Origin of the sequence: Achromobacter sp. SD115, assembly GCF_017355315.1 — a bacterium.
Lineage (GTDB): Bacteria > Pseudomonadota > Gammaproteobacteria > Burkholderiales > Burkholderiaceae_B > Achromobacter > Achromobacter xylosoxidans_B.
The window spans coordinates 14,777-38,879 of record NZ_JADIJM010000039.1; the positions used below are offsets into that span (position 1 = coordinate 14,777).

Below are 24,103 nucleotides of genomic sequence, written 5' to 3' on the forward strand. Positions count from 1 at the left end.
GTATCTGACCTGGTTCCCCGACGGAACCCGCCGTCAAGCGCCTTTGTCCGCGCCGAAACTCTCGGCGATCAAGGTGCGCAGCCAGCGGTGGGCTGGATCGTGATGCACGCGGTCATGCCAATACATCACGACATCGAAGGGTTCGATATCGAGCGGGCAGGGCAGCACTTCCAGCCCGCACCGGCCTGTCACGAATCGGGCCAGCGCCGTGGGCGCGACCAGTACGCAGTCGGTTTCGCTGGCGATCATGGCGCCTAGCAGAAAGCTCGGCGAAGTGAGTTTCACGGCGCTGGGCGGCAGCATATCGATCAATGTCCGTTCGACGCGGCTGTGAATATGCCCGAGGACGGTGGCTGAAACCACGATGTGCGAGGCGTCGAGGAAGTGAGTCAGAGTCAGTGGCGCCGACAGGAGCGGGTTTTCCGCGCGAACCAGGCACACATACTGCTCGGTGTAAAGCCGACGGCAGTGGATGGCGCTTTCCAGGGCGGGAAACGCGCCGACGGCTACGTCGACCGCGCCGGATTTCAGTTCTTCCGGCAACGATTTGATGGACAGGCGCTGAGCGTTGAAGCGCAGGCCGGGCCACTCGGCACAGATTCTCATGAGTTCCGGAATCAGCACCAATTCCCCTACGTCGGACGCGGCGATGGAAAACTGCCGGTCGCTTGTCGCCGGATCGAACGGAACCGTCGGCAAGAGGCGTTCTGTGGCCAGCTCGACGATCTGCGAGATGGGCGCGACGCAAGCATGCGCCCGGGGTGTCGGTTCCACGCCTCTTGCCGTTGAAACGAACAGCGGGTCATCAAACGCGCGGCGCATCTTGGCCAACCCTCGGCTCATGGCTGCCTGGGAAATTCCCAGTTCCTCGGACGCTTTGCGCAGGTTCTTCTGTTCGTAGAGAACCAGGAAGGCGTGCAGCAGCCGCAAGTCCAGGTCGGGAAGGCGCATGAAGTCTCCTGGCTGTGCCTCATTCGATATCCGATCCGTAGCGATTCGCGTAGCGGCATTGCTGCGCGCCCGGACCCATCCTCATACTGGAATCACCGCATCGACACTTGATTTCGGCTGATCACCGATGGCAAACCTTATCAAAGAGGACGCCCAGGAGACAAGCGGAACGAACGATTCCATCAAGGAGGCTACATGAGAGACGAGCAGATTCTTGGCCTGCACCACATCACGCTGTGCACGAGAAGCGCGCAGGAAGACGTGGATTTTTTCGTCAAGGTTTTGGGGCAGCGCTTCATCAAGCGAACGTTTTTTTTCGACGGACGGATTCCGATCTATCACCTGTATTTTTCCGACGAGGCGGGAACGCCCGGCACGGTGATGACGACATTTCCGATGCTGCGCACCGGCCTGCTCGGCAGAAAGGGATCGGGCCAGTTCACGGCGATCGCCTATTCCATTCCCGCGGGGTCATTGGATTTCTGGCGTGAGCACCTGGCGCGGAGCAAGGTTCAAGTCGCGGGAGAGTCCGAGCGGTTCGGAGAGAAGTACATCCGTTTCGTCCACGCCGGCATCGATTTCGAACTCGTCGAGGATCCCACGGATCTGCGTCCGGCATGGAAGTCGGAGTATGTGCCGCAGCAGTATGCCGTGCGCGGCTTCCACAACTGGATGGCCGCGGTCCGGGAACTGGAGGACATGGAGGACTTCCTCAAGGTGGCGTGGAAATTCCGCCTGACCCGGTCGGACGGAAAGTTCAAGCGTTACGAGGCGGTAGACGGCGGGCCCGGCAAACGGATCGACATCGCGCATGAGCCCGACATGCGCCAGGGAACCTGGACCCTGGGGCAGGGGATCGTGCATCACGGCGCCTTCGACGTCGCGGACTATGACGCTCAAGCCAGCGTCAAGTTCGATATCGAAGGCATGGGATACACCGACTTTTCCGACAGGAAGAACCGAGGTTATTTCGAATCCATTTATGTGCGCACGCCCGGCGGCGTGATGTTCGAGGCCACCAAGTCGCTGGGCTTCAAGATGGACGAAGACGAGGACAGCCTGGGCAGCGAGTTGATGATAGCGCCGGAGTTGGCGGCAAGATATTCGCGCGACGAAGTCCTGGCGCTGATGCAGCGGGACGATCCGATTCACATTTGATGCCGGCCGGCGTGGCCATGGCAACCGAGACTCAACAATGAAATCCTACAAATTGATCGGGAACGGCTTGCAGAAGGTGCTGCTGTTTCCCGGCTTGCTCGGAACGCAGAATGCGTTCGACGAGGCCCTCCAGTACGCCGATGTTGAACGCTACCAGTATGCAGTGGTCGACTACCGGGGGTACGGCGCATCGAAGAACCTGGCGGGCCTGTTCACATTGCGCGAAGCTGTCATCGACGCTTGCAAATTGGTGGAATTCCTTGGTTGGCAGAAGTTCTCGGTCGGAGGGCATTCGATGGGCGCGTTGACCGCGCAGATGGTGGCGATCGCCATGCCTCGACGGGTCGCTTCCATCCTCTCCATTGCGGGTGTGAGCGCGAAGGGAACGAAGCCCGATGCGGAGCGGGCGGCACTGTTGAAGGATGCGGCGCGCGACCCCAAAAGCCGGGAGCTGCTTGTCGTTGCGGGAACGGCAGATCGATACACGGAGGGCTTCGCGCGCGAGCTGGTCGCGGCGACTTTCGACCAGATAGCTCCGGACGCATTCGCGTCCTATGCCAAGGATGTCAGCCATACCGATGTCAGTGACGATGCCAGGATTCTGGCCTTGCCCATGTTGGCGCTGGTCGGGCAATTCGATCCTGCTTGCGGTGAGCAGGTCGCCCGGGAAAAGATATCGGCCATTTATGCGGAGACTGTCATAGAGGTCGTTCAAGGCGCGGGGCACTATCCGCATGTCGAGGCGCCGGCTGCCACGGTCTCTTTCGTTGAGAGATTTCTTGAGAGGGGCGGCGGATAGTCCGCCCGCCGGCTCGCGAGCCGGCGAGGTTCGCCAGTGACCGGCGCCAGGAACACGTCGCGCGTTCGCGCCGCCTACCGCAGCTGGGTGGGCGTAGCCGCCTGCGACGCCTGCGTCGGCATGCGGCCCACACTGAGCGAGCCTGGATCTTCGACGGACGGCCGCACTACCGCCGCCTTATTGGCGTCGTTGGCGCCGAGCTTGGGCAGGTCGATGGGGCGTGCGGCCACGGTTTCGAAGGGGCCGCCGCCAGCGGATGGCACGCCATCCAGCGTCAAGCCGTGGGTCCAGTTGCCATCGTGGCGCGACAGCACCTCGTAGCGCTGCGGGCCGCCGGTGGCGCGGGCGACGATGTATAGCGTGCCGTTGACCAGGTTGATCGCGGGCGGCGAGGCCGCTGCGGCGTCCAGCTTGGCCGGCCGTCCGTGCTCCACCAGCCAGAGCTGGCCGCCCGCACGTTCCAGCAGCGCGACCATGACGTTGCCGCTGGCGTCGGCGCTGATGGCCGGGCGGCCGATGTAGGGCACGCCTATGTCGGTGGGGGAGCCCCAGTCCATGTCGAGATCGGTGGTGTCGCCCGTCTCCATCAGCCGCGTCAGATGGTTGCTGCCGCGCTGGCGGAAATAGAGTTCGACGCGGCTCTGGTGATTGCGGATCGCAGCCAGTCCGCCGGCTGCCTGCGGCGCGGGCACGCGACGCCAATCCTGCCAGTCTGGGAGTTGGCCCTTGGCGGCCGGCAGTTGGCGGGTGTAGTAGAGCTCGCCTGCAGAGGTGATGGCGAAGATGACGTAGCGTCCATCGCCGCCCAGCGCCGCGGCGGGCGCGCCGGTCACGCCTTCCAGCGACGGCAGGTCCTGCCAGGTGCTCCAGCTGCCGTCCACGCCGGACGGCGTGATCCAGTGCAGCAGGCCGTCGTAGCCCAGCGCCACGGCGGCGGCTTCGCCGCGCGGCGCCACCGCCGGAATCTGGGTCACGCGCAGGCCGCCCAGGGCCTGCCAGCCTTGCCAGGTGCCATCGTGGCGCTGCTTGTTCGCCCATACGCCGCCCAGCGGGTCGCGGGCCATCAGGCCGGCGGTGCCGTCGGCATGGGTGAACGAGACCAGCGGGCCGCTGGTGCGGCCGCCCAGGCTTTGCCAGCGGCGCTGGCCCGCGTCCCAGCGATTGACGGCGCCATTGGTTTCGCCGGCGGCGTACACCACCAGGCCGCCGCGCCCGTCCGGGTAGAGCTGCGGCGCGATGTCCTGGCGCGACACGTAATAGGCCCGCTGCACCCATGCGGCGGCGGGGCCGGCGGGTTCCTTGCAGCCGGTGGGGCCGGCGCAATAGTGGTAGTCGTTCCAGGCGTAGTGCTGGAAGATCAGCGACTTGCTGGCGATCTCTGCCTGGGTGAGGTTGGTGGCGCGCTCCTGGCTGGGGTAATCGACATAGCCCATTTCGGCGTAGTTGCCGGGCGCGCGCAGCATGGCCTCGCGCGCCAGCCGCGCGCTGGCGATATGGTCGGGATGCCCGTGGCCGGCGCAGCGCCAGCACAGCTGCGTGTACGGCACGGTGATGGTGTCGTCGAGGTGGCGCACCGTGGTCGGGGCGTACTGGCGGATCAGATCGGCCAGGGTGTCGATCAGTTGTTCGCGCGTATAGGATGCGGCGTAGGGACCCAGTGTGTCGACGTTCTGTCCGGGTTCGGATTCGGTGCGGCTCAGCGGCGTCAGGCTGCCCCAGCCCTTGCCCAACCAAGGGTCCTTCAGGCGCATGTGCCACAGTTGCACGCGCGGATTGCCCTTGAGAGTAAAGCGCGCGATGCGGTGTCCGCCGGCGGCGCCGGTGTCTTCCTTCCATTCGTCCGGCTGATGAGCCATGTAGGCGTAGGCGGAGCGCACGCCGCGTTCGCGGCCCAGCATGTAGCTCTCGCCTTCACCGGCATCGCTGGCGGTCAGGTAGACCAGCCGCACACAGCCGCCTGCCTGGATGTTGGAGACGATGTCGGGGTTCATGAACAACAGGTCGTCGTCCAGGTGGGCGACGAACGCCATGTCCTTGATGCCGTGGCATTGCGCCAGCGTCGGCGGGGCGGCGAACGCGTGGGCGGAAAGCAGGGTGGCGACGGTACAGAGTAGCGCCCGGCCAAGGGGGCGCAGCATGGCCAACAAGACGTGCATAACGGGGCGCAGCAGAAAAGGCGCGGCGCGTAAGGGGTATTGAGGTGGGACCAGTATAGCGGCGCGCGATTACGATAAATGGGGGGGCGGTACAGGCCGCGCTGTGGCCCCGTTTTGGCGCGGCGCGACCGGCCCGCCGCGCTAGCGGCCCGGCTTGGCTGCGGCCTTATCGCGCTGGTACGGGCTGAGGTCCAGCCCGGCCTGCTGGAAACGCTGCACGACCATGGGCAGTTGCTTGCTCTGGGCCGCGCCGTCGACGGCCTGGATGGCCTGGCGGCATGTGTCGATGTTCTTCGGGCAGCCGTGGCCGGGCGTCAGCAGGCTGGCGTACACCGATATGTTGACGGCAAGCTGGGACACTTGGACGGTAGTCGGCTTGCCCTGGTAGAAATTGTCCAGATCGGCCTTCAGCCGGTCGGTCTCTTCTTTGCCGGCGAGGGTTCCGTCGCGGCAGTCCATGAAGGTGGGAGAGCCGTCCGCCCATTCCATGCGGCTGCATGCCAGGGCCAGATGTCCGGCCGGCGCGAGGCCCGCAGGCAAGTGCGCCCGGACCGTCGGCGAGCCGGAGGTAGCGAACGACACGATCTGTCCGTCCGAGGCTCCGGCGGCGACCGGGCCGGCGATCAGCATGGTCAAGTCCAGCGAGGCGGGAAAGCGCGCAGTCGGCCCGTTGGCATAGGCTCGGGACACGGTCTCGGCGGTCGCGGCGGGCAGGCCGAGTCGTGCGCCGATGAGGCTGTTGCCGCCTTGCGTGTAAGTGTTGAGTTCGTCGCGTAACACCGCGTCCAGTACCGCCGCCTCGGTGGCGGAAAGACTGTAGGCGGCGCTGGCCAGCGCGGGGAGCAGCAGGCCCAGCAGCGCGCAGATTTTCTTCATGGGTAGGTTCCGGACGGGAGGCGTGACGCGCAAGGGTAACTCGTAAGCGTGTGCCTTACGGGCGGGATCAGTCCGCGCCGGCGCTGGCCAGCAGCCAGTCGCGCAAGCGTTCGTGCGCGGCATCGGCGCGCACCGCATCCTTGCGCAAACACAGGCTGAAGGCCGCGCCGCTTTCAACGAAACCCAGCGGGGCGGCGAGCCGGCCCCGATGCAGGTCGGACTCCACCAGCACCGCGGGGGCGATGGCCACGCCCAGGCCGGCGGCGGCGGCTTCCAGCATGTGGCCCAGGTGGTCGAATTCGCGCCCCGGCTGCCGTGGCGCAAGCGCGATGCCCTGGCGCGCCGCCCAATCCTTCCAGGCGTCGGGCCGCGAGGAGGTGTGCAGCAGCGGCGCCTCCAGCACATCGGCCGCGTTGCGGATACGCGCGGCCTGGGCCGGGGTGCAGACCGGCCCTGTGGTTTCGGCGAAGAGCGGCGTGACGTCCCATTCTTGCGGCCAGGCGCGTCCGGCCAGGATCAGCGCGTCCACGCGCTGCGTGTTCAGCAAAGCCGCGTCGGCGGCGGTCTGCAGCCGTACGCGGATGTCCGGATGCTGGGCTTCGAAAAGCTCAAGCCGCGGGATCAGCCAGTTGGACAGAAAACTGGCAGGCGCGCCTAGCGCCAGCTCGGCCGGCTGAGTGCGGCGCTTGAGTTCATCGCAGCGGCGTTCCAGCTGGTCGAAGGCGTCATGGGCGGCGCGTTGCAGGTCCAGGCCCGCGGCAGTCAGGTGGACGCGCCCGGCGCGACGCTCGAACAAGGCGCAGCCCAGCCATTCTTCCAACTGCCGGATCTGCTGGCTGACCGCGCTGTGGGTCACGCAGAGTTCCTTGGCAGCCAGCGTGAAACTGGCCTGGCGGGCCGCGCTGTCGAAGAAGCGCAGGGCATTGAGGGAGGGCAGCCGTCTCATGGTCAGTTTGTTAGTTCAGCTTACGTGCATCGTAAACAAATCATTGATTCAAATAAGTTTTTTATGAAGATAGCATAAGGAAAAATCCTCATCATCTTGCCAAGGGATTCTTCCTTATGCCATCCGCCATCCATCCGGCCGCTCCCGATAATCGCGGCCAATTCGGCCCCTACGGCGGCCGCTACATGCCCGAAACGCTGGTTCCCTCCCTGGACGAGCTTGAACGCCAGTTCAAGGCGGCGCTGTCGGACGAGGACTTCTGGCAGACCTATCGCGGCATGCTGGCCGATTATGTTGGCCGGCCGAGCCCGCTGTTCCTGGCCCGTGGTGTTTCCGAGGAACTGGGCGGCGCGCAGGTGTACCTCAAGCGCGAAGACCTCAACCACACCGGCGCGCACAAGATCAACAACTGCCTGGGGCAGATCCTGCTGGCGCGCCGCATGGGCAAGCGCCGCATCATCGCCGAGACCGGCGCGGGGCAGCACGGCGTGGCCACTGCCACGGTCTGCGCCTTGTTCGGCCTGGATTGCGTGGTCTACATGGGCGCCGAGGACATGGCGCGCCAATCCGTCAACGTGCGCCGCATGCACATGCTGGGCGCCGAGGTGCGCGCCGTGCATGCCGGCACCGCCACGCTGAAGGATGCGATGAACGAGGCCTTGCGCGATTGGATCGCGCATCCCGCCGACACGTACTACCTGCTGGGCACAGGCGCCGGCCCGCATCCTTACCCCTGGCTGGTGCGCGAGTTCCAGAAAGTGATCGGGGAAGAGACGCGTCAGCAGATCGCGGCCAAGACCGGGCGCATGCCCGACGCCATGGTGGCTTGCGTGGGGGGAGGCTCCAACGCGATGGGCTTCTTCTATCCCTTCCTGGAGCTGGCGGACGTGCGCCTGTACGGCGTCGAAGCAGGCGGGCTGGGCCTGGCTAGCGGCGCGCATGCGGCCAGCATCAGCGCCGGCCACGAAGGCGTGCTGCACGGCTGCCGCAGTTATTACCTGCAGGACGACGACGGCCAGATCGTCAGTGCGCATTCGATATCGGCCGGGCTCGACTATCCGGGCGTGGGTCCCGAACACGCCTTGCTGCATGACCGCAAGCGCGTGGACTACGTGTCCGTCACGGACGCCGAGGCGGTGTCTGCCTTTCATTGGCTGACGCGCAAGGAAGGCATCCTGCCCGCGCTGGAAAGCGCGCATGCGCTGGCCTATGTGCGCAAGCTGGCGCCGCGGATGGTGCGCAACGAGATCCTGGTCGTGTGTTTGAGCGGGCGCGGCGACAAGGACATGGACACGGTGACGCAATTTGGCGAGGTGGCGGCATGACACGGCTGGATCAAACCCTTTCCGCGCTGCGCCAATCCGGACGCAGCGGCCTGGTTACCTACTTCGCAGCGGGCGACCCCGATCTCGCCGCGTGTCTGGAACTGCTGCGCGGCTTGCGCGCGGCGGGCGCGGACGTGATCGAACTCGGCATGCCGTTCAGCGATCCGGTCGCGGACGGCCCCGTGCTGCAGCAGGCGAACGTCCGCGCGCTGGCCGGCGGCCAGACCTTGAAGCGCACGCTGGCTCTGGTGCGCGAGTTCCGCGATACCGACGCGCAAACGCCTGTGGTGCTGATGGGCTATCTGAATCCCATCCTGCGTCATGGCGTTGAGATATTCATCCAGGACGCGGCCGCCGCGGGCGTGGACGGCCTGATCATCATCGACCTGCCGGTCGAACATGCGGACGACATCGGGAGGGAGGCGCGCACACATGGCCTGCACCTGATCCGCATGTCCGCGCCGACGTCTGAGGACGCGCGGTTGGCGGGGCTGCTGCGCGACGCCAGCGGCTTCGTCTATCACATCATGCTGGCCGGCACGACGGGCGCGGACCTGCCCGACGAGCGCCGCATCGCCCAGGATCTGGACCGCTTGCGTTCGCATACGCGGCTGCCGGTGGCCGCGGGCTTTGGGGTGAGGTCGCCGGACGAGGCCCGGCTCGTGGCCCGGCATGCCGATCTGGTCGTCGTCGGTTCACGGCTTGCCCAGGTGCTGGCGGAGCAAGGCGTGGCGGGCGCGCTGGACGAGGTGCGGGGGTTGGCGGCGGCGCTGCGGCAGTGAAGGAAGAATACTGAGGGTTCCAAGCGTTATCGCATGGACCTCCGTATGCGGCGTGCGCTTGCACGCCAGGCGCAGTCAAGGACATACTTGGCCTCCCCGGCGGGACAGCTTGGCCTTGCCCGCCGCCATTCCGATCCGCTACATGCGGACATCCTCGGGAGCGGTCACCCATCATGCCCGGCCTGCCCTTACGTCCTTCCGCAAGCGCGGCGCTGGTTTGCGCGCTATTGCCCGCTGCTTGGAGCAGTCCGTCCATCGGCGCAGGAAATGACCCGCAGGCGCAGGCCTGGGCAGCTGCCTGCGTCACCTGTCATGCGCCCGCGGCGCGGCCGGCAGCGGCCATTGCGCCGCTGGAAGGACGCCCCGCCGACTGGATCGCCGCGCGCATGCGCAGGCTCGCGCAAGCGGCGTCCGAGGGCAGCGTCATGGGCCAGATCGCGCGGGGCTATAGCGATGCCGAGATCGTCCGTATCGCCGGCTGGTTTGCCGCGCAGCCCGCAGCGGCGGCTCCATGAAGCGGCGCAGCATCCTGCTGGCCGCGGCGGCTGGCGCCGCCCTGGCTGCTGCACCCATCGCGCGGGCCGCCAAGCCGCACGTGGTGGTGGTGGGCGGAGGCTATGGCGGCGCCACCGCCGCACGCTATTTGCGGCTGCTGGGCGCGGGCGCGGTCGATGTCACGCTGGTCGATGAGAACCCGGTGTTCGTCTCCTGTCCGCTGTCGAATCTGGTGCTGGGAGGCAGCAAGTCCATGGCCGACATCACCGTCGCCCGGGACGGCCTGTCGCGCCACGGCGTGCGCCTGCTGCGCGACCGCGCGCTGGCCATTGATGCGGCGGCCCGGCAGGTCCGGCTGACCAGTGGCGAGCGCTTGTCGTATGACCGTCTGATTCTCTCGCCCGGCGTGGACATGCAGTGGCAGCGCGTCGACGGCATGGACGCGCCGGGCGCGCGGGAACGAGTCCTGCATGCCTGGAAGGCGGGCGCGCAGACCGCGGCTCTGCGACGCCAGCTGGAGGCGATGCCGGATGGGGGCAACTATGTGCTGACCATCCCGCTGGCGCCTTACCGCTGCCCGCCCGCTCCGTACGAGCGGGCCTGCCAAGTGGCGTGGTATTTCAAGCAGCATAAGCCGCGCTCCAAGGTGCTGGTGTTCGACGCCAACGCCGACATCACGTCCAAGGCCGCGCTGTTTCGCCGCGCCTGGGCCGATTCCTACGCGGACTACATCGAATACACCCCGCAGTTCGAGGCGGTCGCGGTGGATGCCGCCGGCCTGAGCGTGCAGTTTGAACTGGGCGAGACCATACGGGCCGACGTGCTGAACGTGGTGCCGCCCATGCGCGCCGCGGCTATCGCCGTGGACGCCGGCCTGGCCACGGCCAATGACGCCTGGTGCGAGGTGGACTTCCTGACCTTCGAATCGTTGGCCGTGCCCGGCATCCATGTGCTGGGCGATGCGATCCAGGTCGCGCCGGCGATGCCCAAGTCCGGCCACATGGCCAACCAGCACGGCAAGACCTGCGCCGCGGCCGTGCTGGCCTTGCTTGGCGGCGGGGGCGTCAATCCGCTGCCGCTGTATGCCAACACCTGCTACAGCTACACCTCCGACCGCGAGGTCATGCACGTGGCCAGCGTGCATCGCTACGACGCGGCGGCGAAGACCATGCTGCCGGTGGCCGGAGCCGGCGGATTGTCGGCCGCACCCAACGCTAGGGAAACTCCTGATGCCCAGGCCTGGGCCCAGGCAATCTGGGGCGACATGCTGGGCTGATCCCTCTGTTTGACCGTGCAGCCGCCGCCAGGTGTTGCGGCGCAGCGTGCCAATCCGCTTCTTTATGTGCAAAGATAATTTGCATATAACTACAGAAAATAAAGAAGCTGGGTAACACCCACGGAGGAGGAAGGTGGATCGAGAGGCAAAAGTGGGACGCCTGCGCAAGGCGCCCGAGAATTTCGTGTCCGCCGATCTGGCGCAGGACATTGCCCGCAATGGCCTGGACGACACCCGGCGAGGTTTTTTGCTGCGCAGCTTCCAGACGGCGGGCGCCGCGCTGGCCGCCGGCTTGGGCGGCAATGCGCTGGCGCAGAAGGCGGGCGGCGACGAGATGATCCTGACGCCGCGGCCCTGGACGACCTCCCTGGGGCAGCCGGTCGCCGCGCGGCCCTACGGCGTGCCGTCGAAGTACGAAGCCAACCTGCAGCGGCGCCAGTCGCCGGGCCTGACCCGGGTGCCTGCCTCCTCGGTCGCCTTTGCGCCCTTGCAAGGCCTGTTCGGCATCATTACGCCGAGCGGGCTGCATTTCGAACGCCATCATCAAGGCTGGGTGGATATCGACCCGGCGCAGCACCGCTTCATGATCAATGGCCTGGTGGCGCAGCCCAAGGTCTACACCATGGACGACCTGATGCGCCTGCCGTCCGTGTCGCGCATCCATTTCATCGAATGCGGCGCCAACAGCGGCCCGGAATGGGGCAATGCGGCGGTTCCAACGGTGCAGTACACCCACGGCATGCTGTCCTGTTGCGAGTTCACCGGCGTGCCGCTTTCGGTGCTGCTGGAAGACTGCGGCGCCGACCTCAAGCGCGGCAAGTTCGTGCTGGCCGAGGGCGCCGACGGTTCCAGCATGACGCGTACCATCTCGATGGAAGCGGCGCTGGACGACGCCATCGTGGCCTGGGGCATGAACGGTGAAATGCTGCGGCCCGAGAATGGCTATCCGTTACGTCTGGTGGTGCCGGGCGTGCAGGGCGTGTCGTGGGTCAAATGGCTGCGCCGCATCGAAGTCGGCGACCAGCCCTGGAACGCCAAGGACGAGACCATCCACTACGTCGACCTGATGCCTGGGGGGCTGCATCGCCAGTACACCTCGATCCAGGAATGCAAGTCCGTCATCACCACGCCCTCGGGTGGGCAGGTGCTGCTGGACAAGGGCTTCTGCAACATCTCCGGCCTGGCCTGGTCCGGCCGCGGCAAGATCAAGCAGGTCGATGTGTCGGTGGACGGCGGGCGCAACTGGCGCACGGCGCGGCTGGAAGGGCCGGTGCTGACCAAATGCCTGACGCGCTTCAACATCGACTGGGTCTGGGACGGTTCGCCCGTCATCCTGCAAAGCCGCGCCCAGGACGAGACCGGCTACGTCCAGCCGCGTTCGGGCCAATTGCGCGAGGTGCGTGGCACGCGCTCCATCTATCACAACAACGGCATTCAATCGTGGCGGGTGGCCGAGAGCGGAGAGGTGAGCAATGTCCACATTGAATAGCCTGCGCGCCGCATTGGCCTGTACGGGCCTGGGGCTGGCCATGCTGGCCCCGGGCGCAGACGCAGCGGAGAAGTTCCCCGGCGTGGGGCGGGACGCCACGCCAGCCGAGGTGGCGGCGTGGGACATCGATGTGCGGCCGGATTTCAAGGGCCTGCCGCCTGGCAGCGGCACGGTGCTGCGCGGCGGCGATATCTGGGAGGGCAAGTGCGCTTCCTGCCACGGCAGCTTCGGTGAAAGCAATGAGGTCTTCACGCCGATAGTCGGCGGCACCACCGCCGACGACATCCGCAGCGGCCGCGTCGCGGCCCTGGCCGGCAACTCCCAGCCGCAGCGCACCACGCTGATGAAGGTCAGCACCGTCTCCACGCTGTGGGACTACATCCACCGCGCCATGCCCTGGGACAATCCCAAGACCCTGTCGCCCGACGAGGTCTACGCCGTCACGGCCTACCTGCTGAACCTCGGCGAAATCGTGCCCGAGGATTTCGAGCTCTCCGACAAGAACATCGCCGACGTGCAGGCGCGCATGCCCAACCGCAACGGCATGACGCGCGAGCATGGCATGTGGCTGCCTGGGGACAAGCCCGACACGCAGAACACGGCCTGCATGAGCAATTGCGTCGAGGCCGTCAAGGTCTCGTCCGAACTGCCGGATTACGCGCGCAACGCCCATGGCGACATTGCGGCGCAGAACCGGCTGATCGGACCCGTGCGTGGCGCCAACACGCTGGCGCCTCCCTTGAGCGGGGCCGCGGGCAGCAATGCCGACGCCGTGCGCCTGCATGCCAGCCAGACTCTCGCGGTGGCGGACGCGGCCAAGCCGGCGCTCGCGGCCGGTCCCGCCGCCTCGTCTGCCGCCGCTCCGGGCAAGGCGGCGGGTGCGACCGACCTGGCGGGCGCGCGCATGGCCACATCAGGCACTTGCGTGGCCTGCCATGCCGCCGATCGCAAGATGATCGGACCCAGCTACCGCGACGTGGCGGCCAAGTACAGCGGCAACGCCGACGCGCATGCGCTGCTGACCCAGAAAATCCGCAAGGGCGGCGGCGGCGTCTGGGGCGCCATGCCGATGCCGCCGAATCCGGGCGTCAGCGACGACGACCTGAAACGCATCGTGGACTGGATTCTGGCCGGCGCACCCGCGCCGGGTTGAAACCTTAGGGAGAGAGGAGACGGCTATGACGCAACAACACATCGATCGGCAACGACGCAAGGTGGTCGGCCTGGGCACGGTGCTCAGCCTGGCCGTTGCGGCGGGCCTGCTGCGGCCCAGCCAGGCCTGGGCGGTGCAGGCCGACTGGAACAAGCAGGCCTTCGATGCCAAGAGCATGCAGGACGTGATCAAGGCCCTGGGCGGGGGCGACGCCGTCGCCAGCGACCAGATCACGCTGGTGGCTCCCGATATCGCCGAGAACGGCGCGGTGGTGCCGGTGGGGGCGGTCAGCAAGCTGCCCAACACCGAGCAGATCTCCATCCTGGTCACCAAGAACCCGAATGCCCTGGCTGCCAGTTTCACGCTGCCCGCGGGCACCGAGCCCGAGGTGGCGACGCGCGTGAAGATGGGCCAGACCTCGGACGTGTATGCCCTGGTCAAGGCCGACGGCAAGTACTACACCGCGCACAAGGAAATCAAGGTGACCCTGGGCGGCTGCGGCGGTTGATCCGCGCAGCGGCTACGAGCAATCAAGGAGACAGCACATGGAAGCAAGGCCGATGCGGATCCGCGCCGCGGAAAAAGACGGCGTGATCGAGGTGAAGGTCCTGATGAGCCACATCATGGAAACCGGGCAGCGCAAGGACGCCGAAGGCAAAGTGGTGCCGGCGCATTTCATCCAGGATGTGGTGGTGAAGAACGGCGACAAGGTGGTGCTCGCGGCGCAATGGGGCCCGGCCGTTTCGCGCGACCCGTTCCTGTCGTTCAAGTTCAAGGGCGGCGCCAAGGGCGACAAGGTCAGCGTCACGTGGAAAGACAGCGAAGGCGCGACCCGCACGGACACCACCACGGTGACCTAGCGTTTCGGATGTGTGAAGGAAGGCGGACAAACAATAAGCGCCCGCCGGCGCGCAAGGCCGGCAGGGCAACCGCGTGAGGAGACATACATGGATAGGAAACGCATGGCCGCCGCCTGTGCGCTGGCCGGTTTCGCGCTGACTGGGGCGAGGTTCGCCGGGGCCGCGACCGAACAGGACACGGCGCAAGGCATCGCGCAGTACCGCGAAATGCTGGCCGACGGCAATCCGGCCGAGCTGATCGAGATGGCGGGCGAGGATCTGTGGAAGGAAAGCCGCGGGCCGAAGAAGGCCTCGTTGGAAAAGTGCGACCTGGGCCAGGGCGCCGGCGTGGTCAAGGGCGCGTATGCGCAGCTGCCTCGCTACTTCGAGGATGCCGGCCGCGTCATGGACCTGGAGAGCCGTCTGGTCTATTGCATGGTGCAGCTGCAAGGCCTGGAGGCCGCCGAGGTCACCAAGAAGCCCTTCTCGGGCGACGGGCAGTACTCCACCGATATCGAGGCGCTGGTGGCGTATGTGGCAGGCCTGTCGCGCGGCATGAAGATCGCCGTGCCCCAGAGTCATCCCAAGGAGCAGGCGGCCTACGCGCGCGGCCGCGACATCTTCTACTACCGCGGCGGTCCGTACGATTTCTCCTGTGCGTCCTGCCATACCGGCGACAACAAGCGCATCCGTCTGCAGGACCTGCCCAACCTGACCAAACAGGAGCCCGCGCGCGCGGCCTTTGCCAGCTGGCCGGCCTATCGCGTGTCGCAAGGCGCATTGCGGTCGATGCAATGGCGCCTGCAGGACTGCTTCCGCCAGCAGCGCATGCCCTTGCTGAAGTACGGTTCGGACGCGTCGGTGGACCTGACCGTGTTCCTGGGTGTCAACGCCAACGGCGGCCAGATGATGGCCCCGGCCATCAAGCGGTAAAGGGGGAATCATGCGCAAGATACGCACGACCTGGCCCGGCCTGGCGGCCTTGGGCCTGCTTCTGGCGGCGAACGCCGCAGCGCAGCAGCCGGCGCCGAAAGCGGCTGTCGATCACCAGGCGCTGGTCGCGGAGCTGAAGGATTCATTCGTCGAACGCGGCCTCGCCAAGTTGGACCGGATTGACCAGTCGCCGATGCAGCGGGCCTGTTCGATCGCCGAAGCAGGCGGCGAGATGCCGGCGGACACCGCCCTGAAGATCACGCAGGAAGCCGCCGCCAACGTCAAGCCGCCCGCCGACGGCAACTACATCGGCGATTGGCGGCAGGGCGAGAAAGTGGCGCAGAACGGCCGCGGCCTGCAATTCTCGGATACGGCCAAGACCATCAACGGCGGCAACTGCTATGCGTGCCATCAGATGACCAAGGCCGAGATTTCGTTTGGCAACATCGGCCCGTCGCTCTACCAGTACGGCAAGCTGCGCGGCAATAGCAAGGAAATGGTCGCCTACACCTGGAACAAGATCTACGACTCGCATGCCACCATGCCCTGTTCCAACATGCCGCGCTTCGGCGCGGCCGGCATCCTGACGGAACAGCAACTCAAGGACGTGATGGCGCTGCTGCTGGATCCGCAATCCGCCGTCAATGACGACCAGGCCAAGCCTTGAACGCTGCCGCACGCGGAGGACGCATGAACGCTGTTTCCAGATACGGCCGCTTGCTGCTGGCCGCGGGCATGCTGGCCGCCGCGGCGGCCCATGCCCAGGCGCCGCCGAAGGTCGGGGACAAGCTCGTGATGCCGGACGTGCAGCTGCTGGACGGCACCCGGCTGTCCGCCGCCGATCTTGCGGGCAAGCCGCTGGTGGTGGAGTACTGGGCCTCCTGGTGTCCCTACTGCGCGCGGCAGAACCCGCATCTGCAGAAGCTCACCGACGCGGCCAGCGGCAAGGGCCTGCGCATCCTGACGGTCAGCATTGACAAGGATGAGCAGGCCGCGCGCGACTACATCGCCAAACATGGCTACACCTTCGGCGTAGCCATGGACAGCGAGGCCCTGCGCGCAGTGTTCGGCAAGCGTCGCGTCATTCCCGAAATCTTCGTGCTGGACGCGAACGGTAAGCTGCTTGAGGCCATACCCGGCGAAATGTTCGAGGAGGACGTGCTCGAACTGCTGCGCCACGCCACGCCGCGCTCCTGAGCGCTTCCCTTCCTCTTACACGGTTGGACCGATGATCAATCGACGCGAGTTTCTTCAGATGCTGGCGGTCGCCTCGGCGGGCGGCATGGGCCTGTCGCACCATCCGCGAGCGGCGGCGCAGGCCGCGCAGGCGTTCTACGACGCGCCTGCCTTCGGCAACGTGCACTTCCTGCATTTCACCGATTGCCATGCTCAGCTCATGCCGATCTACTTTCGCGAGCCCAGCGTCAACCTGGGCTTCGGGCAGGCCGCGGGCCGCGCGCCGCATCTGGTGGGCGAGCATTTGCTTAAGGCCTATGGCATCGCGCCGGGTTCGGCGCAGGCCTACGCCTTTACCTGTCTGGACTTCGCCCAGGCTGCGGGACAGTACGGGAAGGTCGGCGGCTTTGCCCACCTGGCCACCTTGATCAAGCGTCTGAAGGCCACGCGGCCGGGCGCGCTGCTGCTGGACGGCGGCGACACCTGGCAGGGCTCGGGCACCGCGCTCTGGACCCGCGGACAGGACATGGTGGACGCCTGCCTGCTGCTGGGCGTGGACATGATGACGGCGCATTGGGAGTTCACGCTGGGCGCCGACCGCGTGCAGGAAGTGCTGGAGAAGGACCTGAAGGACAAGGTCGAATTCCTGGCGCAGAACGTCGAGACCAGCGACTTCGGCGACGCGGTGTTCGCGCCTTATTCCATGCGAGAAATGAACGGCGTGCAGCTGGCCGTGATCGGCCAGGCGTTTCCCTACACGCCCATCGCCAACCCGCGCTACATGGTGCCGGACTGGACCTTCGGCATCCAGGAACAGCGGCTGCAGGAAACCATAGACGAGGTGCGCGGCAAGGGCGCGCAGGCCGTGGTGCTGCTGTCGCACAATGGCATGGACGTGGACCTGAAACTGGCATCCCGCGTGCGCGGCCTGGACGCGATCCTGGGCGGCCACACGCATGACGGCGTACCCGCCCCGGTGGCGGTGCAGAACGCCAGCGGCAAGACGTTGGTCACCAACGCCGGTAGCAACGGCAAATTCCTCGGCGTGCTGGATTTCGACGTAAAGGACGGCAAGGTGGCCGACTTCCGCTACACGCTGATGCCGGTGTTCGCCCAGTACCTGCCGGCGGACCCCGCCATGACGGAGCTGGTCGAGCGCATCCGCGCGCCCTATGCGCAGAAGCTGTCGCAGCCCTTGGCCACCACCGAGGAAACCCTGTACCGGCGCGGCAATTTCAACGGCACCTTCGATCAGGTGATCCTGGATGCGCTGATGCAGGTCAAGGGCGCGGAGATTGCCTTTTCGCCTGGATTCCGCTGGGGCACCAGCCTGCTGCCAGGCCAGCCCATCACCATGGAAAACGTGCTGGACCAGACCGCCATCACTTATCCCCATACCACCGTGACGCAGATGAGCGGCGCCACCCTGAAGACCATCCTGGAAGACGTGGCCGACAATCTTTTCAATCCAGATCCCTATTACCAGCAGGGCGGCGACATGGTGCGCGTGGGAGGTCTGCAGTACGCGATCGATCCGGCGGGCGCGGCGGGGGCGCGCATCAGCGACATGCGCCTGGGCGGCTCGCCTGTCCAGGCCGACAAGCAGTACAAGGTGGCAGGGTGGGCGCCCGTGGCGGAAGGAGCTGCCGGCGAGCCCGTATGGGATGTGGTGGCGGCCTACCTGCGCGACCGCAAGACGATATCGCAGGTAAGTCCCAACCAGCCCCAGGTCAAGGGCGCCGCCGGCAATCAGGGCTTGATATAGGAATAGCCTTCGTGTTGCAGCCGGGTGATGCGGACCACGCCTGAGGGCGTGAAGTCCGCTTCCATCACGAATGCGTCCTTGGCCAGCTTACGGTTTTTGAGGGTGATCTCGCACACCTCGAAGGCCACGCCGCGCGCGGCCAGAGCAGAGATCAGCGGACCGACCTGGGCCGCGTCCTTGTAATCCGTCATCAGGAAGTCGACGCCGTCGGCATGGGCCACCAGTTTGATGGAGGTGTCAGGCGCGGTGTCCAGCTGATTGCGCATGTTGCGCAGCGCGGAAAGCGCCTGCGAGGCGGAGTCGTTGACGTGATAAACGACCTTGTCCGCAGCCAGCGCGGCGCCTGCCGTGCCCATCAATGCCATGCCCAACATCAATGCCAGCAGCTTTTTGAACATACTTGCCTCCCGTGGGTGCGGCAGCGGTGCCGCGGCGCCTGGCCATGATATCAGCGCATGCGCGCCATGGGGCAAGTGCTTACGTGGCTTCAGGCCGTTTGCGGCGCATCGCCGCCCGGTGCGCTGTTGCTGCGCGATTTGCCATAGAAGATGCGCGCGCACACGAAGGCGCTCACGGCGCCGGGCAGGGCGCCCACGGTCAAGGGAAAGCCGAGGAGTTCCTGCCACGGCCTTTCGTGGGTGCCAAAGCCCAGCAGGAAGACAAATCCAAAGAGTGCGCCCACGGCTGCCATCCCGACGCAGGCGAGCCACGACGAACGCGCCGGCCGCAGCGCCCCAGCCACCACGCCGCACAGCAAGGCGGGCACGAAACCGAAGAGGTAGAACCAGGGCAGCCCATAGAGCAGCATGAGCAAGGTCTCCGGATCCCGGGTGGCTGCGGTCAAGCCCAGGATGACGCCAGCGCCGCCGATAGCGGGAGCGGCCACGGCATAGAGCGCGCCGCCAGCGAGCAGATCGCTGCCGAGGCGCCGGCCTGTAGCGTCCGCCGTGCGCTGCCGCTGCCAGCGGTAAGCGATGGCGGCGAAAACGCCTAGAAGCAGAATGCCGATCGAAATAAAGGGATTCATCGCGTCATGCAGGATGTGGGCGGGATACGCGTGGCATGCTTGCGGCTGCATGCTACGCATCAGGCCTGATGATACCGTGCCAGCCAGGCCGGCAAGCCTGCGCGCGCTGCGTCCATGGCGGACGCAGCGCCATCCTGCGGTCGCGCGAAACTCAGGTCTCGGCGTTGCCGGCGCGCGCGTCAGCGCTGGCGGCGCTGTCGGCCAGAGCGTTCGTCCGCGCGGCGTCGGCCGAGCCCGCCTCGCGCTGGTCCGTCGTGCGCCGCATCAGCCGCTTGCTCACCATGGCGGCGACGAAGGCATTGCGTCGGGCCGCGTCGTAGCCGGGGTGGCTGAGTTCGCGGACATACTCGTTGATGACGGGTTTCATGGATATCCTCTCGTCTTGGCGCCAGGCAAGGGCCGGGCATGTTGGCTTGGTTCGGCGCGGACGGCTTGTAGCAGGCGCGCCATGGTGATTTCGGTACTGGTGTCCGCAACCGGAAAAGCGCGGCTCCAAAGGCGCGCGCGCTGATCCGCCGCAGCGGCCGGAAACTGGACCACGAGGCGCAACCGCCTCAGGAATGCGCTGTCCAGGTTGGACTTCAAACCCGCGGCCCGTAGCGTCAGGCCGCGGTATGACTCCATGGGTTGCAGCAGATAGTTGACCTCGATATTGGCGTAGCGGTCATGGCTATCCTTGATGTCGGCGCGCTTGCCGAAAAGCGCGTCGGCTTCGTCAAAGAACAGAACGGCGCCGCGTTGCTCCACCGATTCGAACAGGCGGTTCAGATTCTTTTCGGTCTCGGCGATGTACTTGCTGACGATCTTTGACAAGTCGATGCGACGCAGCTCCAGTCCCGTTTCCCGCGCCAGGGCCTCGGCCGCTTCGGCGGCCTGCGCCAGCGCGCGCGGGCGGCTCTGGCTGCCCGTGTCCCACAGCGCGAGGATGCGCGATTCGGCTGGCGCGTTCATGGCTGCTGTCCTTCTGTCCGGCCCGCGCGTTGTCGGACGCGGATGACCACGAACTCGGCCGGCCTGAGCGGCGCGAATCCCACCAGGATGTTGACCACGCCCTCATCGATGTCGTGCTGCGTGGTGGTTTCCCCATCGCACTTGACCAGATAGGCGTCGCGCGGCGTGCTGCCCTGGAAGGCGCCCTGGCGGAACAGCGCGTTCATGAAGGCGCCGACGTTCAGCCTGATCTGCGCCCAGAGTGGTTCGTCGTTGGGTTCGAACGTGGCCCACTGCGTGCCGCGGCGCAGCGATTGCTCCAGATGCAGCGCCAGCCGCCGCACCGGGACGTACTTGTATTCCGAGGCGAAGTGGTCGGTGCCCTGCAGGGTGCGCGCGCCCCAGCAGACCGCGCCGCGCCCGGGGAAGGTGCGCAGGCAATTGACGCCCAGCGCATTCAGGTTCCGGCTCTCGTCATCGCTGACCGTGGCGGCCAGGGACAGGACGCCGGTGAGGCTGGCATCGATGCCGGCAGGCGCTTTCCAGACGCCGCGGTTGCCGTCGGTGCGGGCATACAGGCCGGCGATGGTGCCGCAGGGCGGCGTCAGGCGGGGCTGGCCGATTTTCAGCGGATCTGCCGTCCGGGTCCAGGGGAAGTACACCGCGCTCTGGTCGGACTTGGGCAGCGCCGTGCCCATGACCGCCGCCGCCATGGAGGCCGCATCGGCTGCCTCCGGCGGAGCATCGACGATCATGAAGGCGCGCCGCTCCTTGCAGTAGGTCGCGGCAGCGGCAAGCACGCCGCCGTCCGTGACCCCGGGCAGGCATAGCAGATTGAACGGATGGGCCTGGTCCAGCGCATAGAGCCCCAGGCGTTGCGCGGGCTGGCCGATTAAGGCGGCGTGCAGATCCTGCGGTCCGTTGTGCGTGGGCAGTTCCACGCGCACGACCCAGGCTTCGGCGCCGCCGTTAAGGAAGAATTGAAGCACCGCATAGCCGAGTTCGCAGTCCTCGACCAAGCCGCCGAACTCGCGTTCGTAGTCGGCAAAGCCCAGGATCCGGACCGGCTGGTTGAGCGGTCCGCGCACGGCCGTGCCCAGGAACGCGGCAACCGAGGTCGGCGCGCCAGCAATACTGGGTACGCCCGCGGGCATTTCCTGGATATACACCCCGGGATGATTCAGGGCTGGGGCCATGAACTGCTCCTTTCCACGGCTACTTGACGGCGTGTGCTTGCAGCAGGAAAGTCTTCGAGGAACGGCCGGGATGCCGCGGACAGAGGTCCGGGCCTGGGCGCGACGCGCGGGAGTGCCGGCGTGGGGCGGGCGTTGCGCCGCGCTTCTAGTTGGATTGCAGCGGAAAGGCAATCGGGCAAAAGCAGCAGCCCTGATGAGATGTTTTATAGAAGGTCTGAGAAAAGCGGGCAATAGCTTTTCAGCGGTGTTAACGTTCTGTTGCTTATTCAAAAGCCGGCCCGGCCAGGACGCATGATTGGGGGGCCGGCAGACGCATGGCCCGTGGCGACGGCGCTGCGGGAAATCCGAGTGGCCTGGGCCCGACTGGCGGCCGTGGCCCTCAACGAGGAGCGCGATATGCATAGCCTGACCCGACTGTGGCGCGTGCGTGATTTCCCGACAACGTCGTCAGCGATTGCAGGCCCGCCTGGGCGTCTTTCACGTCTGGCGCTCGCTTTCGCCGTGGCGGGCATGGCCTGTGGTGCCAGCCTCGCGCCGACCGCCGCGGCGCAGGCGCAGGGACAGACCCCGGCCCAGGCGGTGCCGCCACAATCCGATGCCCAGGCTGAGGCCGCGCGTTCGCTGCAGTGGCCGCGCAGCTTCGAGGCCGCCGACGGCTCGCGGGTGGAACTCTATCAACCGCAGATCGATAGCTGGAAAGCCGATCGTATTTCGGGCCGCATGGCGGTGGCGGTCGGCGCGGCCAAAGGCAATCCGACCTACGGCGTGGCCGACTTCTCCGCCCGGGCCGAGGTCAACAAGCCGGCCGGCCTGGTGCATCTGTCGGACTTCCGGATCGAGCGCGTGCAGGTGCCCACCGCGCCCCAGGAGGCCGACAGGCTGCGCAAGCAGCTCGAAGCGCGCCTGCCCGCCAAGGGCGTGGTTACGCAGCTTGATGCGCTGCAACTCAGCTACACGCTGTCCCAGAACAATCCGGCCACCAAGACCGTCCCGGTGGACAATGCGCCGCCGCGCATCATCTACCGCACGGTGCCTACCGTGCTAGTGCTGATAGACGGTGAGCCCGTCCTGGCCGAGGTGCCCGACGCGGCGGGCTGGCGCCGGGTGGTCAATACGCGCGCGCTGATACTGGCCGATGGCGCGGACCGTTACTTTCTGCAGGCCGCCGGCCATTGGTACGAAGCGCGCGGCGCCGCCGGGCCGTGGACGGACCACCCGCAGCCGTCCTCCGCATTGCTGGCCGCCGCCGACGCGGCGCGGCGCAAGTCCGAGCCCGACCCCTTGATGCCGCATGGCGGCAAGCCGCCGCACCGGGCCCCTGCAATCGCGGCGTCCACCACGCCGGCTGAGTTGTTGGTGACTGTCGGCCAGCCGGAAATGCGGCCCGTGCCGGGGACCTCGCTGCTGTCGGTGGCCAACGCCGATCATGCCCTGTTCATGAATCCCGGCGACAACCGCTACTACCTGCTGGTGTCCGGCCGCTGGTTCCGCGGCGCCAGCCTGGACGGTCCCTGGTCCTTCGTGCCGGGCAAGCAATTGCCGCGCGATTTCGCGCGGATTCCGGCGCACGATCCGCAATCGGGCGTGCTGGCTTCGGTGCCTGGCACGCCGCAGGCCAAGGAGGCGCTGATCGCCTCGACCATCCCGCAGACCGCCACGGTGTCGCGCAACGCGGCGAAGCTGCAGGTCGAGTATGCCGGCGGCGAGCCTGCGCTGCGGCCCATCCAGGGTACGGCGCTGTACTACGCCGCCAATTCGCAGGTGCCGGTGATCCAGGCCGAGGGCCGCTACTACGCCTTGTCGCGCGCCGTGTGGTTCGTATCGGACTCGGCCCGAGGGCCGTGGCGCGTGGCCGACCATGTGCCGGCCGCCATCTACGGCATACCCGTCAGCTCGCCGCTGCACTATGTCACCTACGTGCAGGTGTACGGCTCCACCGCGCAGACTGTGGTGTTCGGCTACACGCCGGGTTACATGGGCGTGGTGGCCAGTCCGGACGGCACCGTGGTGTACGGCACGGGCTACGCCTATCCGCCGGTCATCGTGCAGGACACCTGGGTCGGCTATCCGCCTAGCTACGGCTACGACGCGGCTTTCGCTACCGCGACCGGCTTCGCTTTCGGCTTCGTCGCCGGAGAGACCTGGGGCGGCGCCGCGCCCTATTGGGGCCCTTATTGGGGCGCGCCCCATTGGGGCGGCGTCAACGTCAATCAGGTGGACGTCTACGGCGCCTGGGGCGGTTCCGGCGTGGTCACGCATGCGGCCGGATGGAACGGCTGGACCGGCACCGAATGGCAAGGCACGCACGCCGAAGGCTATAACCCGCAGACCGGCGCGGCCTTCGAAGGCTCGCGCGGCGCGGCCTACAACGAGTACACCGGCAATGCGGCCGCCGGGCGGCGCGACGCCTACACCAACCCCGCGACGGGCGCATCGGGCGCGGGGCGTGCGGGCGTGGTCGCCAACGATGACGGCCAATGGGCTGCCGGCCGCCAGGATGTGCGCACCAACACCAACACCGGCCGCAGCACCATATCGTCCGCCACGGCCACCGGCACGGCCGGTGACGGCGTCAGCAGCATGGACCGGCGCGGCGCCACCTACGACCGCAACACGGACAGCGGCATGGCGTGGAACAACGGCAACGTATATGCGGACCACAACGGCAATGTCTACGAGCACAACGACAATGGCTGGCAACAGCACACCAGCTCGGGCTGGCAACCGGTGCAGCCCAGCGCGCAGTCCGGCAGCAACTACCTGAACGGCCAGCGCCAGGCGCGTGATTATTCCAGCGAGCGCACTGGCGGCATGGACGGCGGCTGGCAGGA

General features: G+C 66.8%; 24 protein-coding genes. 15 read left to right on the forward strand and 9 right to left on the reverse strand.

All coding sequences use genetic code 11. The annotated features are described in order from the left end of the window. Positions 1-33: 33 nt before the first annotated feature. Positions 34-951: a LysR family transcriptional regulator gene (locus tag IPU70_RS31660; RefSeq protein WP_207473593.1), complete on the reverse strand. Its 918-nt coding sequence runs from the start codon at positions 949-951 to the stop codon at positions 34-36. Between the two features lie 261 nt (positions 952-1,212). Between IPU70_RS31660 and IPU70_RS31665 the strand changes: the two genes are divergently transcribed. Together IPU70_RS31665 and IPU70_RS31670 are read left to right on the forward strand one after the other, a co-directional pair. Continuing rightward, the gene (locus tag IPU70_RS31665; protein ID WP_371819149.1) at positions 1,213-2,109 is read left to right on the forward strand and encodes a hydroxyquinol 1,2-dioxygenase; all 897 of its coding nucleotides are present in this window, start codon (positions 1,213-1,215) and stop codon (positions 2,107-2,109) included. A gap of 37 nt (positions 2,110-2,146) precedes the next feature. Then, positions 2,147-2,908, forward strand: coding sequence for an alpha/beta fold hydrolase (locus IPU70_RS31670; protein WP_207473610.1), 762 nt, complete (start codon positions 2,147-2,149; stop codon positions 2,906-2,908). Between the two features lie 74 nt (positions 2,909-2,982). Here the strand turns inward: IPU70_RS31670 and IPU70_RS31675 are convergent, their stop codons facing one another. The 3 genes from IPU70_RS31675 to IPU70_RS31685 form a co-directional block, all read right to left on the reverse strand. Continuing rightward, on the reverse strand, positions 2,983-5,064 hold the full coding sequence (locus IPU70_RS31675; protein WP_207473617.1) for a PIG-L family deacetylase: 2,082 nt from the start codon (positions 5,062-5,064) through the stop codon (positions 2,983-2,985). A gap of 141 nt (positions 5,065-5,205) precedes the next feature. Next, positions 5,206-5,940 carry a hypothetical protein gene (locus IPU70_RS31680; RefSeq protein ID WP_207473619.1) on the reverse strand — a complete coding sequence of 245 codons (735 nt, stop codon included), beginning with the start codon at positions 5,938-5,940 and terminating at the stop codon, positions 5,206-5,208. A 67-nt stretch (positions 5,941-6,007) separates the two neighbouring features. Continuing rightward, on the reverse strand, positions 6,008-6,886 hold the full coding sequence (locus IPU70_RS31685; RefSeq protein ID WP_207473628.1) for a LysR substrate-binding domain-containing protein: 879 nt from the start codon (positions 6,884-6,886) through the stop codon (positions 6,008-6,010). Between the two features lie 116 nt (positions 6,887-7,002). On the opposite strand from IPU70_RS31685, the gene trpB reads away from it, so the two are divergent. The 12 genes from trpB to soxB all read left to right on the forward strand — a co-directional run bounded on the left by trpB (position 7,003) and on the right by soxB (position 18,119). Beyond that, entirely contained in the window at positions 7,003-8,211 is a 1,209-nt protein-coding gene (gene trpB / locus IPU70_RS31690; RefSeq protein WP_207473636.1) for a tryptophan synthase subunit beta, read from the forward strand. Then, complete coding sequence (gene trpA / locus IPU70_RS31695; protein WP_207473644.1) at positions 8,208-8,993, forward strand: tryptophan synthase subunit alpha; 786 nt, start codon at positions 8,208-8,210, stop codon at positions 8,991-8,993. The genes trpB and trpA overlap by 4 nt, the downstream gene beginning before the upstream one ends. Before the next feature lie 173 nt (positions 8,994-9,166). Beyond that, positions 9,167-9,508, forward strand: a complete 342-nt coding sequence (locus IPU70_RS31700) for a cytochrome c (protein ID WP_207473646.1) — start codon at positions 9,167-9,169, stop codon at positions 9,506-9,508. Then, a complete protein-coding gene (locus IPU70_RS31705) occupies positions 9,505-10,764 on the forward strand; it encodes an NAD(P)/FAD-dependent oxidoreductase (protein WP_207473648.1) in 1,260 nt (419 codons plus the stop codon). The genes IPU70_RS31700 and IPU70_RS31705 overlap by 4 nt, the downstream gene beginning before the upstream one ends. Positions 10,765-10,897: 133 nt before the next feature. Beyond that, positions 10,898-12,253, forward strand: coding sequence for a sulfite dehydrogenase (gene soxC, locus IPU70_RS31710; protein ID WP_207473651.1), 1,356 nt, complete (start codon positions 10,898-10,900; stop codon positions 12,251-12,253). A 40-nt stretch (positions 12,254-12,293) separates the two neighbouring features. Then, a complete protein-coding gene (locus IPU70_RS31715) occupies positions 12,294-13,406 on the forward strand; it encodes a c-type cytochrome (RefSeq protein ID WP_242702793.1) in 1,113 nt (370 codons plus the stop codon). A 40-nt stretch (positions 13,407-13,446) separates the two neighbouring features. Next, on the forward strand, positions 13,447-13,914 hold the full coding sequence (gene soxY / locus IPU70_RS31720) for a thiosulfate oxidation carrier protein SoxY (protein WP_041656212.1): 468 nt from the start codon (positions 13,447-13,449) through the stop codon (positions 13,912-13,914). Between the two features lie 37 nt (positions 13,915-13,951). After that, positions 13,952-14,266 (forward strand): thiosulfate oxidation carrier complex protein SoxZ, encoded by a 315-nt coding sequence (soxZ, locus tag IPU70_RS31725; protein WP_013396030.1) that lies wholly within the window; start codon positions 13,952-13,954, stop codon positions 14,264-14,266. 87 nt (positions 14,267-14,353) lie between these two features. Then, entirely contained in the window at positions 14,354-15,178 is an 825-nt protein-coding gene (soxA, locus tag IPU70_RS31730) for a sulfur oxidation c-type cytochrome SoxA (RefSeq protein WP_207473653.1), read from the forward strand. A 10-nt stretch (positions 15,179-15,188) separates the two neighbouring features. Further along, entirely contained in the window at positions 15,189-15,845 is a 657-nt protein-coding gene (gene soxX / locus IPU70_RS31735; RefSeq protein ID WP_013396028.1) for a sulfur oxidation c-type cytochrome SoxX, read from the forward strand. A gap of 23 nt (positions 15,846-15,868) precedes the next feature. After that, on the forward strand, positions 15,869-16,375 hold the full coding sequence (locus IPU70_RS31740) for a TlpA disulfide reductase family protein (RefSeq protein ID WP_207473654.1): 507 nt from the start codon (positions 15,869-15,871) through the stop codon (positions 16,373-16,375). A gap of 34 nt (positions 16,376-16,409) precedes the next feature. Next, positions 16,410-18,119: a thiosulfohydrolase SoxB gene (soxB, locus tag IPU70_RS31745; protein WP_207473694.1), complete on the forward strand. Its 1,710-nt coding sequence runs from the start codon at positions 16,410-16,412 to the stop codon at positions 18,117-18,119. On the opposite strand, the gene IPU70_RS31750 is transcribed toward soxB, so the two are convergent. The 5 genes from IPU70_RS31750 to IPU70_RS31770 all read right to left on the reverse strand — a co-directional run bounded on the left by IPU70_RS31750 (position 18,104) and on the right by IPU70_RS31770 (position 21,272). After that, positions 18,104-18,517: a DsrE family protein gene (locus tag IPU70_RS31750; RefSeq protein ID WP_207473655.1), complete on the reverse strand. Its 414-nt coding sequence runs from the start codon at positions 18,515-18,517 to the stop codon at positions 18,104-18,106. The genes soxB and IPU70_RS31750 overlap by 16 nt on opposite strands. Before the next feature lie 89 nt (positions 18,518-18,606). Then, positions 18,607-19,197, reverse strand: coding sequence for a hypothetical protein (locus IPU70_RS31755; protein WP_242702791.1), 591 nt, complete (start codon positions 19,195-19,197; stop codon positions 18,607-18,609). Positions 19,198-19,297: 100 nt separating this feature from the next. After that, the gene (locus tag IPU70_RS31760) at positions 19,298-19,513 is read right to left on the reverse strand and encodes a hypothetical protein (protein ID WP_207473663.1); all 216 of its coding nucleotides are present in this window, start codon (positions 19,511-19,513) and stop codon (positions 19,298-19,300) included. Then, on the reverse strand, positions 19,510-20,097 hold the full coding sequence (locus tag IPU70_RS31765; protein WP_207473665.1) for an ATP-binding protein: 588 nt from the start codon (positions 20,095-20,097) through the stop codon (positions 19,510-19,512). The genes IPU70_RS31760 and IPU70_RS31765 overlap by 4 nt, the downstream gene beginning before the upstream one ends. Continuing rightward, on the reverse strand, positions 20,094-21,272 hold the full coding sequence (locus IPU70_RS31770; RefSeq protein WP_207473673.1) for a phage tail sheath subtilisin-like domain-containing protein: 1,179 nt from the start codon (positions 21,270-21,272) through the stop codon (positions 20,094-20,096). Before IPU70_RS31770 ends, IPU70_RS31765 begins: the two co-directional genes overlap by 4 nt. Before the next feature lie 396 nt (positions 21,273-21,668). Here IPU70_RS31770 and IPU70_RS31775 point away from each other — a divergent pair. Further along, positions 21,669-24,103: carbohydrate-binding family V/XII (locus IPU70_RS31775; protein ID WP_207473675.1), on the forward strand; the 2,435-nt coding region annotated here is incomplete at its 3' end.

Excerpts from the sequence above, each read along its gene's own strand:
- IPU70_RS31660 (WP_207473593.1), bottom strand. The coding sequence starts at position 951 with ATGCGCCTTCCCGACCTGGACTTGCGGCTGCTGCACGCCTTCCTGGTT.
- IPU70_RS31670 (WP_207473610.1), top strand. The coding sequence starts at position 2,147 with ATGAAATCCTACAAATTGATCGGGAACGGCTTGCAGAAGGTGCTGCTG.
- IPU70_RS31675 (WP_207473617.1), bottom strand. The coding sequence starts at position 5,064 with ATGCACGTCTTGTTGGCCATGCTGCGCCCCCTTGGCCGGGCGCTACTC.
- IPU70_RS31680 (WP_207473619.1), bottom strand. The coding sequence starts at position 5,940 with ATGAAGAAAATCTGCGCGCTGCTGGGCCTGCTGCTCCCCGCGCTGGCC.
- IPU70_RS31685 (WP_207473628.1), bottom strand. The coding sequence starts at position 6,886 with ATGAGACGGCTGCCCTCCCTCAATGCCCTGCGCTTCTTCGACAGCGCG.
- trpB (WP_207473636.1), top strand. The coding sequence starts at position 7,003 with ATGCCATCCGCCATCCATCCGGCCGCTCCCGATAATCGCGGCCAATTC.
- trpA (WP_207473644.1), top strand. The coding sequence starts at position 8,208 with ATGACACGGCTGGATCAAACCCTTTCCGCGCTGCGCCAATCCGGACGC.
- IPU70_RS31700 (WP_207473646.1), top strand. The coding sequence starts at position 9,167 with ATGCCCGGCCTGCCCTTACGTCCTTCCGCAAGCGCGGCGCTGGTTTGC.
- IPU70_RS31705 (WP_207473648.1), top strand. The coding sequence starts at position 9,505 with ATGAAGCGGCGCAGCATCCTGCTGGCCGCGGCGGCTGGCGCCGCCCTG.
- IPU70_RS31715 (WP_242702793.1), top strand. The coding sequence starts at position 12,294 with ATGCTGGCCCCGGGCGCAGACGCAGCGGAGAAGTTCCCCGGCGTGGGG.
- soxZ (WP_013396030.1), top strand. The coding sequence starts at position 13,952 with ATGGAAGCAAGGCCGATGCGGATCCGCGCCGCGGAAAAAGACGGCGTG.
- soxA (WP_207473653.1), top strand. The coding sequence starts at position 14,354 with ATGGATAGGAAACGCATGGCCGCCGCCTGTGCGCTGGCCGGTTTCGCG.
- soxX (WP_013396028.1), top strand. The coding sequence starts at position 15,189 with ATGCGCAAGATACGCACGACCTGGCCCGGCCTGGCGGCCTTGGGCCTG.
- IPU70_RS31740 (WP_207473654.1), top strand. The coding sequence starts at position 15,869 with ATGAACGCTGTTTCCAGATACGGCCGCTTGCTGCTGGCCGCGGGCATG.
- IPU70_RS31750 (WP_207473655.1), bottom strand. The coding sequence starts at position 18,517 with ATGTTCAAAAAGCTGCTGGCATTGATGTTGGGCATGGCATTGATGGGC.
- IPU70_RS31755 (WP_242702791.1), bottom strand. The coding sequence starts at position 19,197 with ATGCAGCCGCAAGCATGCCACGCGTATCCCGCCCACATCCTGCATGAC.
- IPU70_RS31760 (WP_207473663.1), bottom strand. The coding sequence starts at position 19,513 with ATGAAACCCGTCATCAACGAGTATGTCCGCGAACTCAGCCACCCCGGC.
- IPU70_RS31765 (WP_207473665.1), bottom strand. The coding sequence starts at position 20,097 with ATGAACGCGCCAGCCGAATCGCGCATCCTCGCGCTGTGGGACACGGGC.
- IPU70_RS31770 (WP_207473673.1), bottom strand. The coding sequence starts at position 21,272 with ATGGCCCCAGCCCTGAATCATCCCGGGGTGTATATCCAGGAAATGCCC.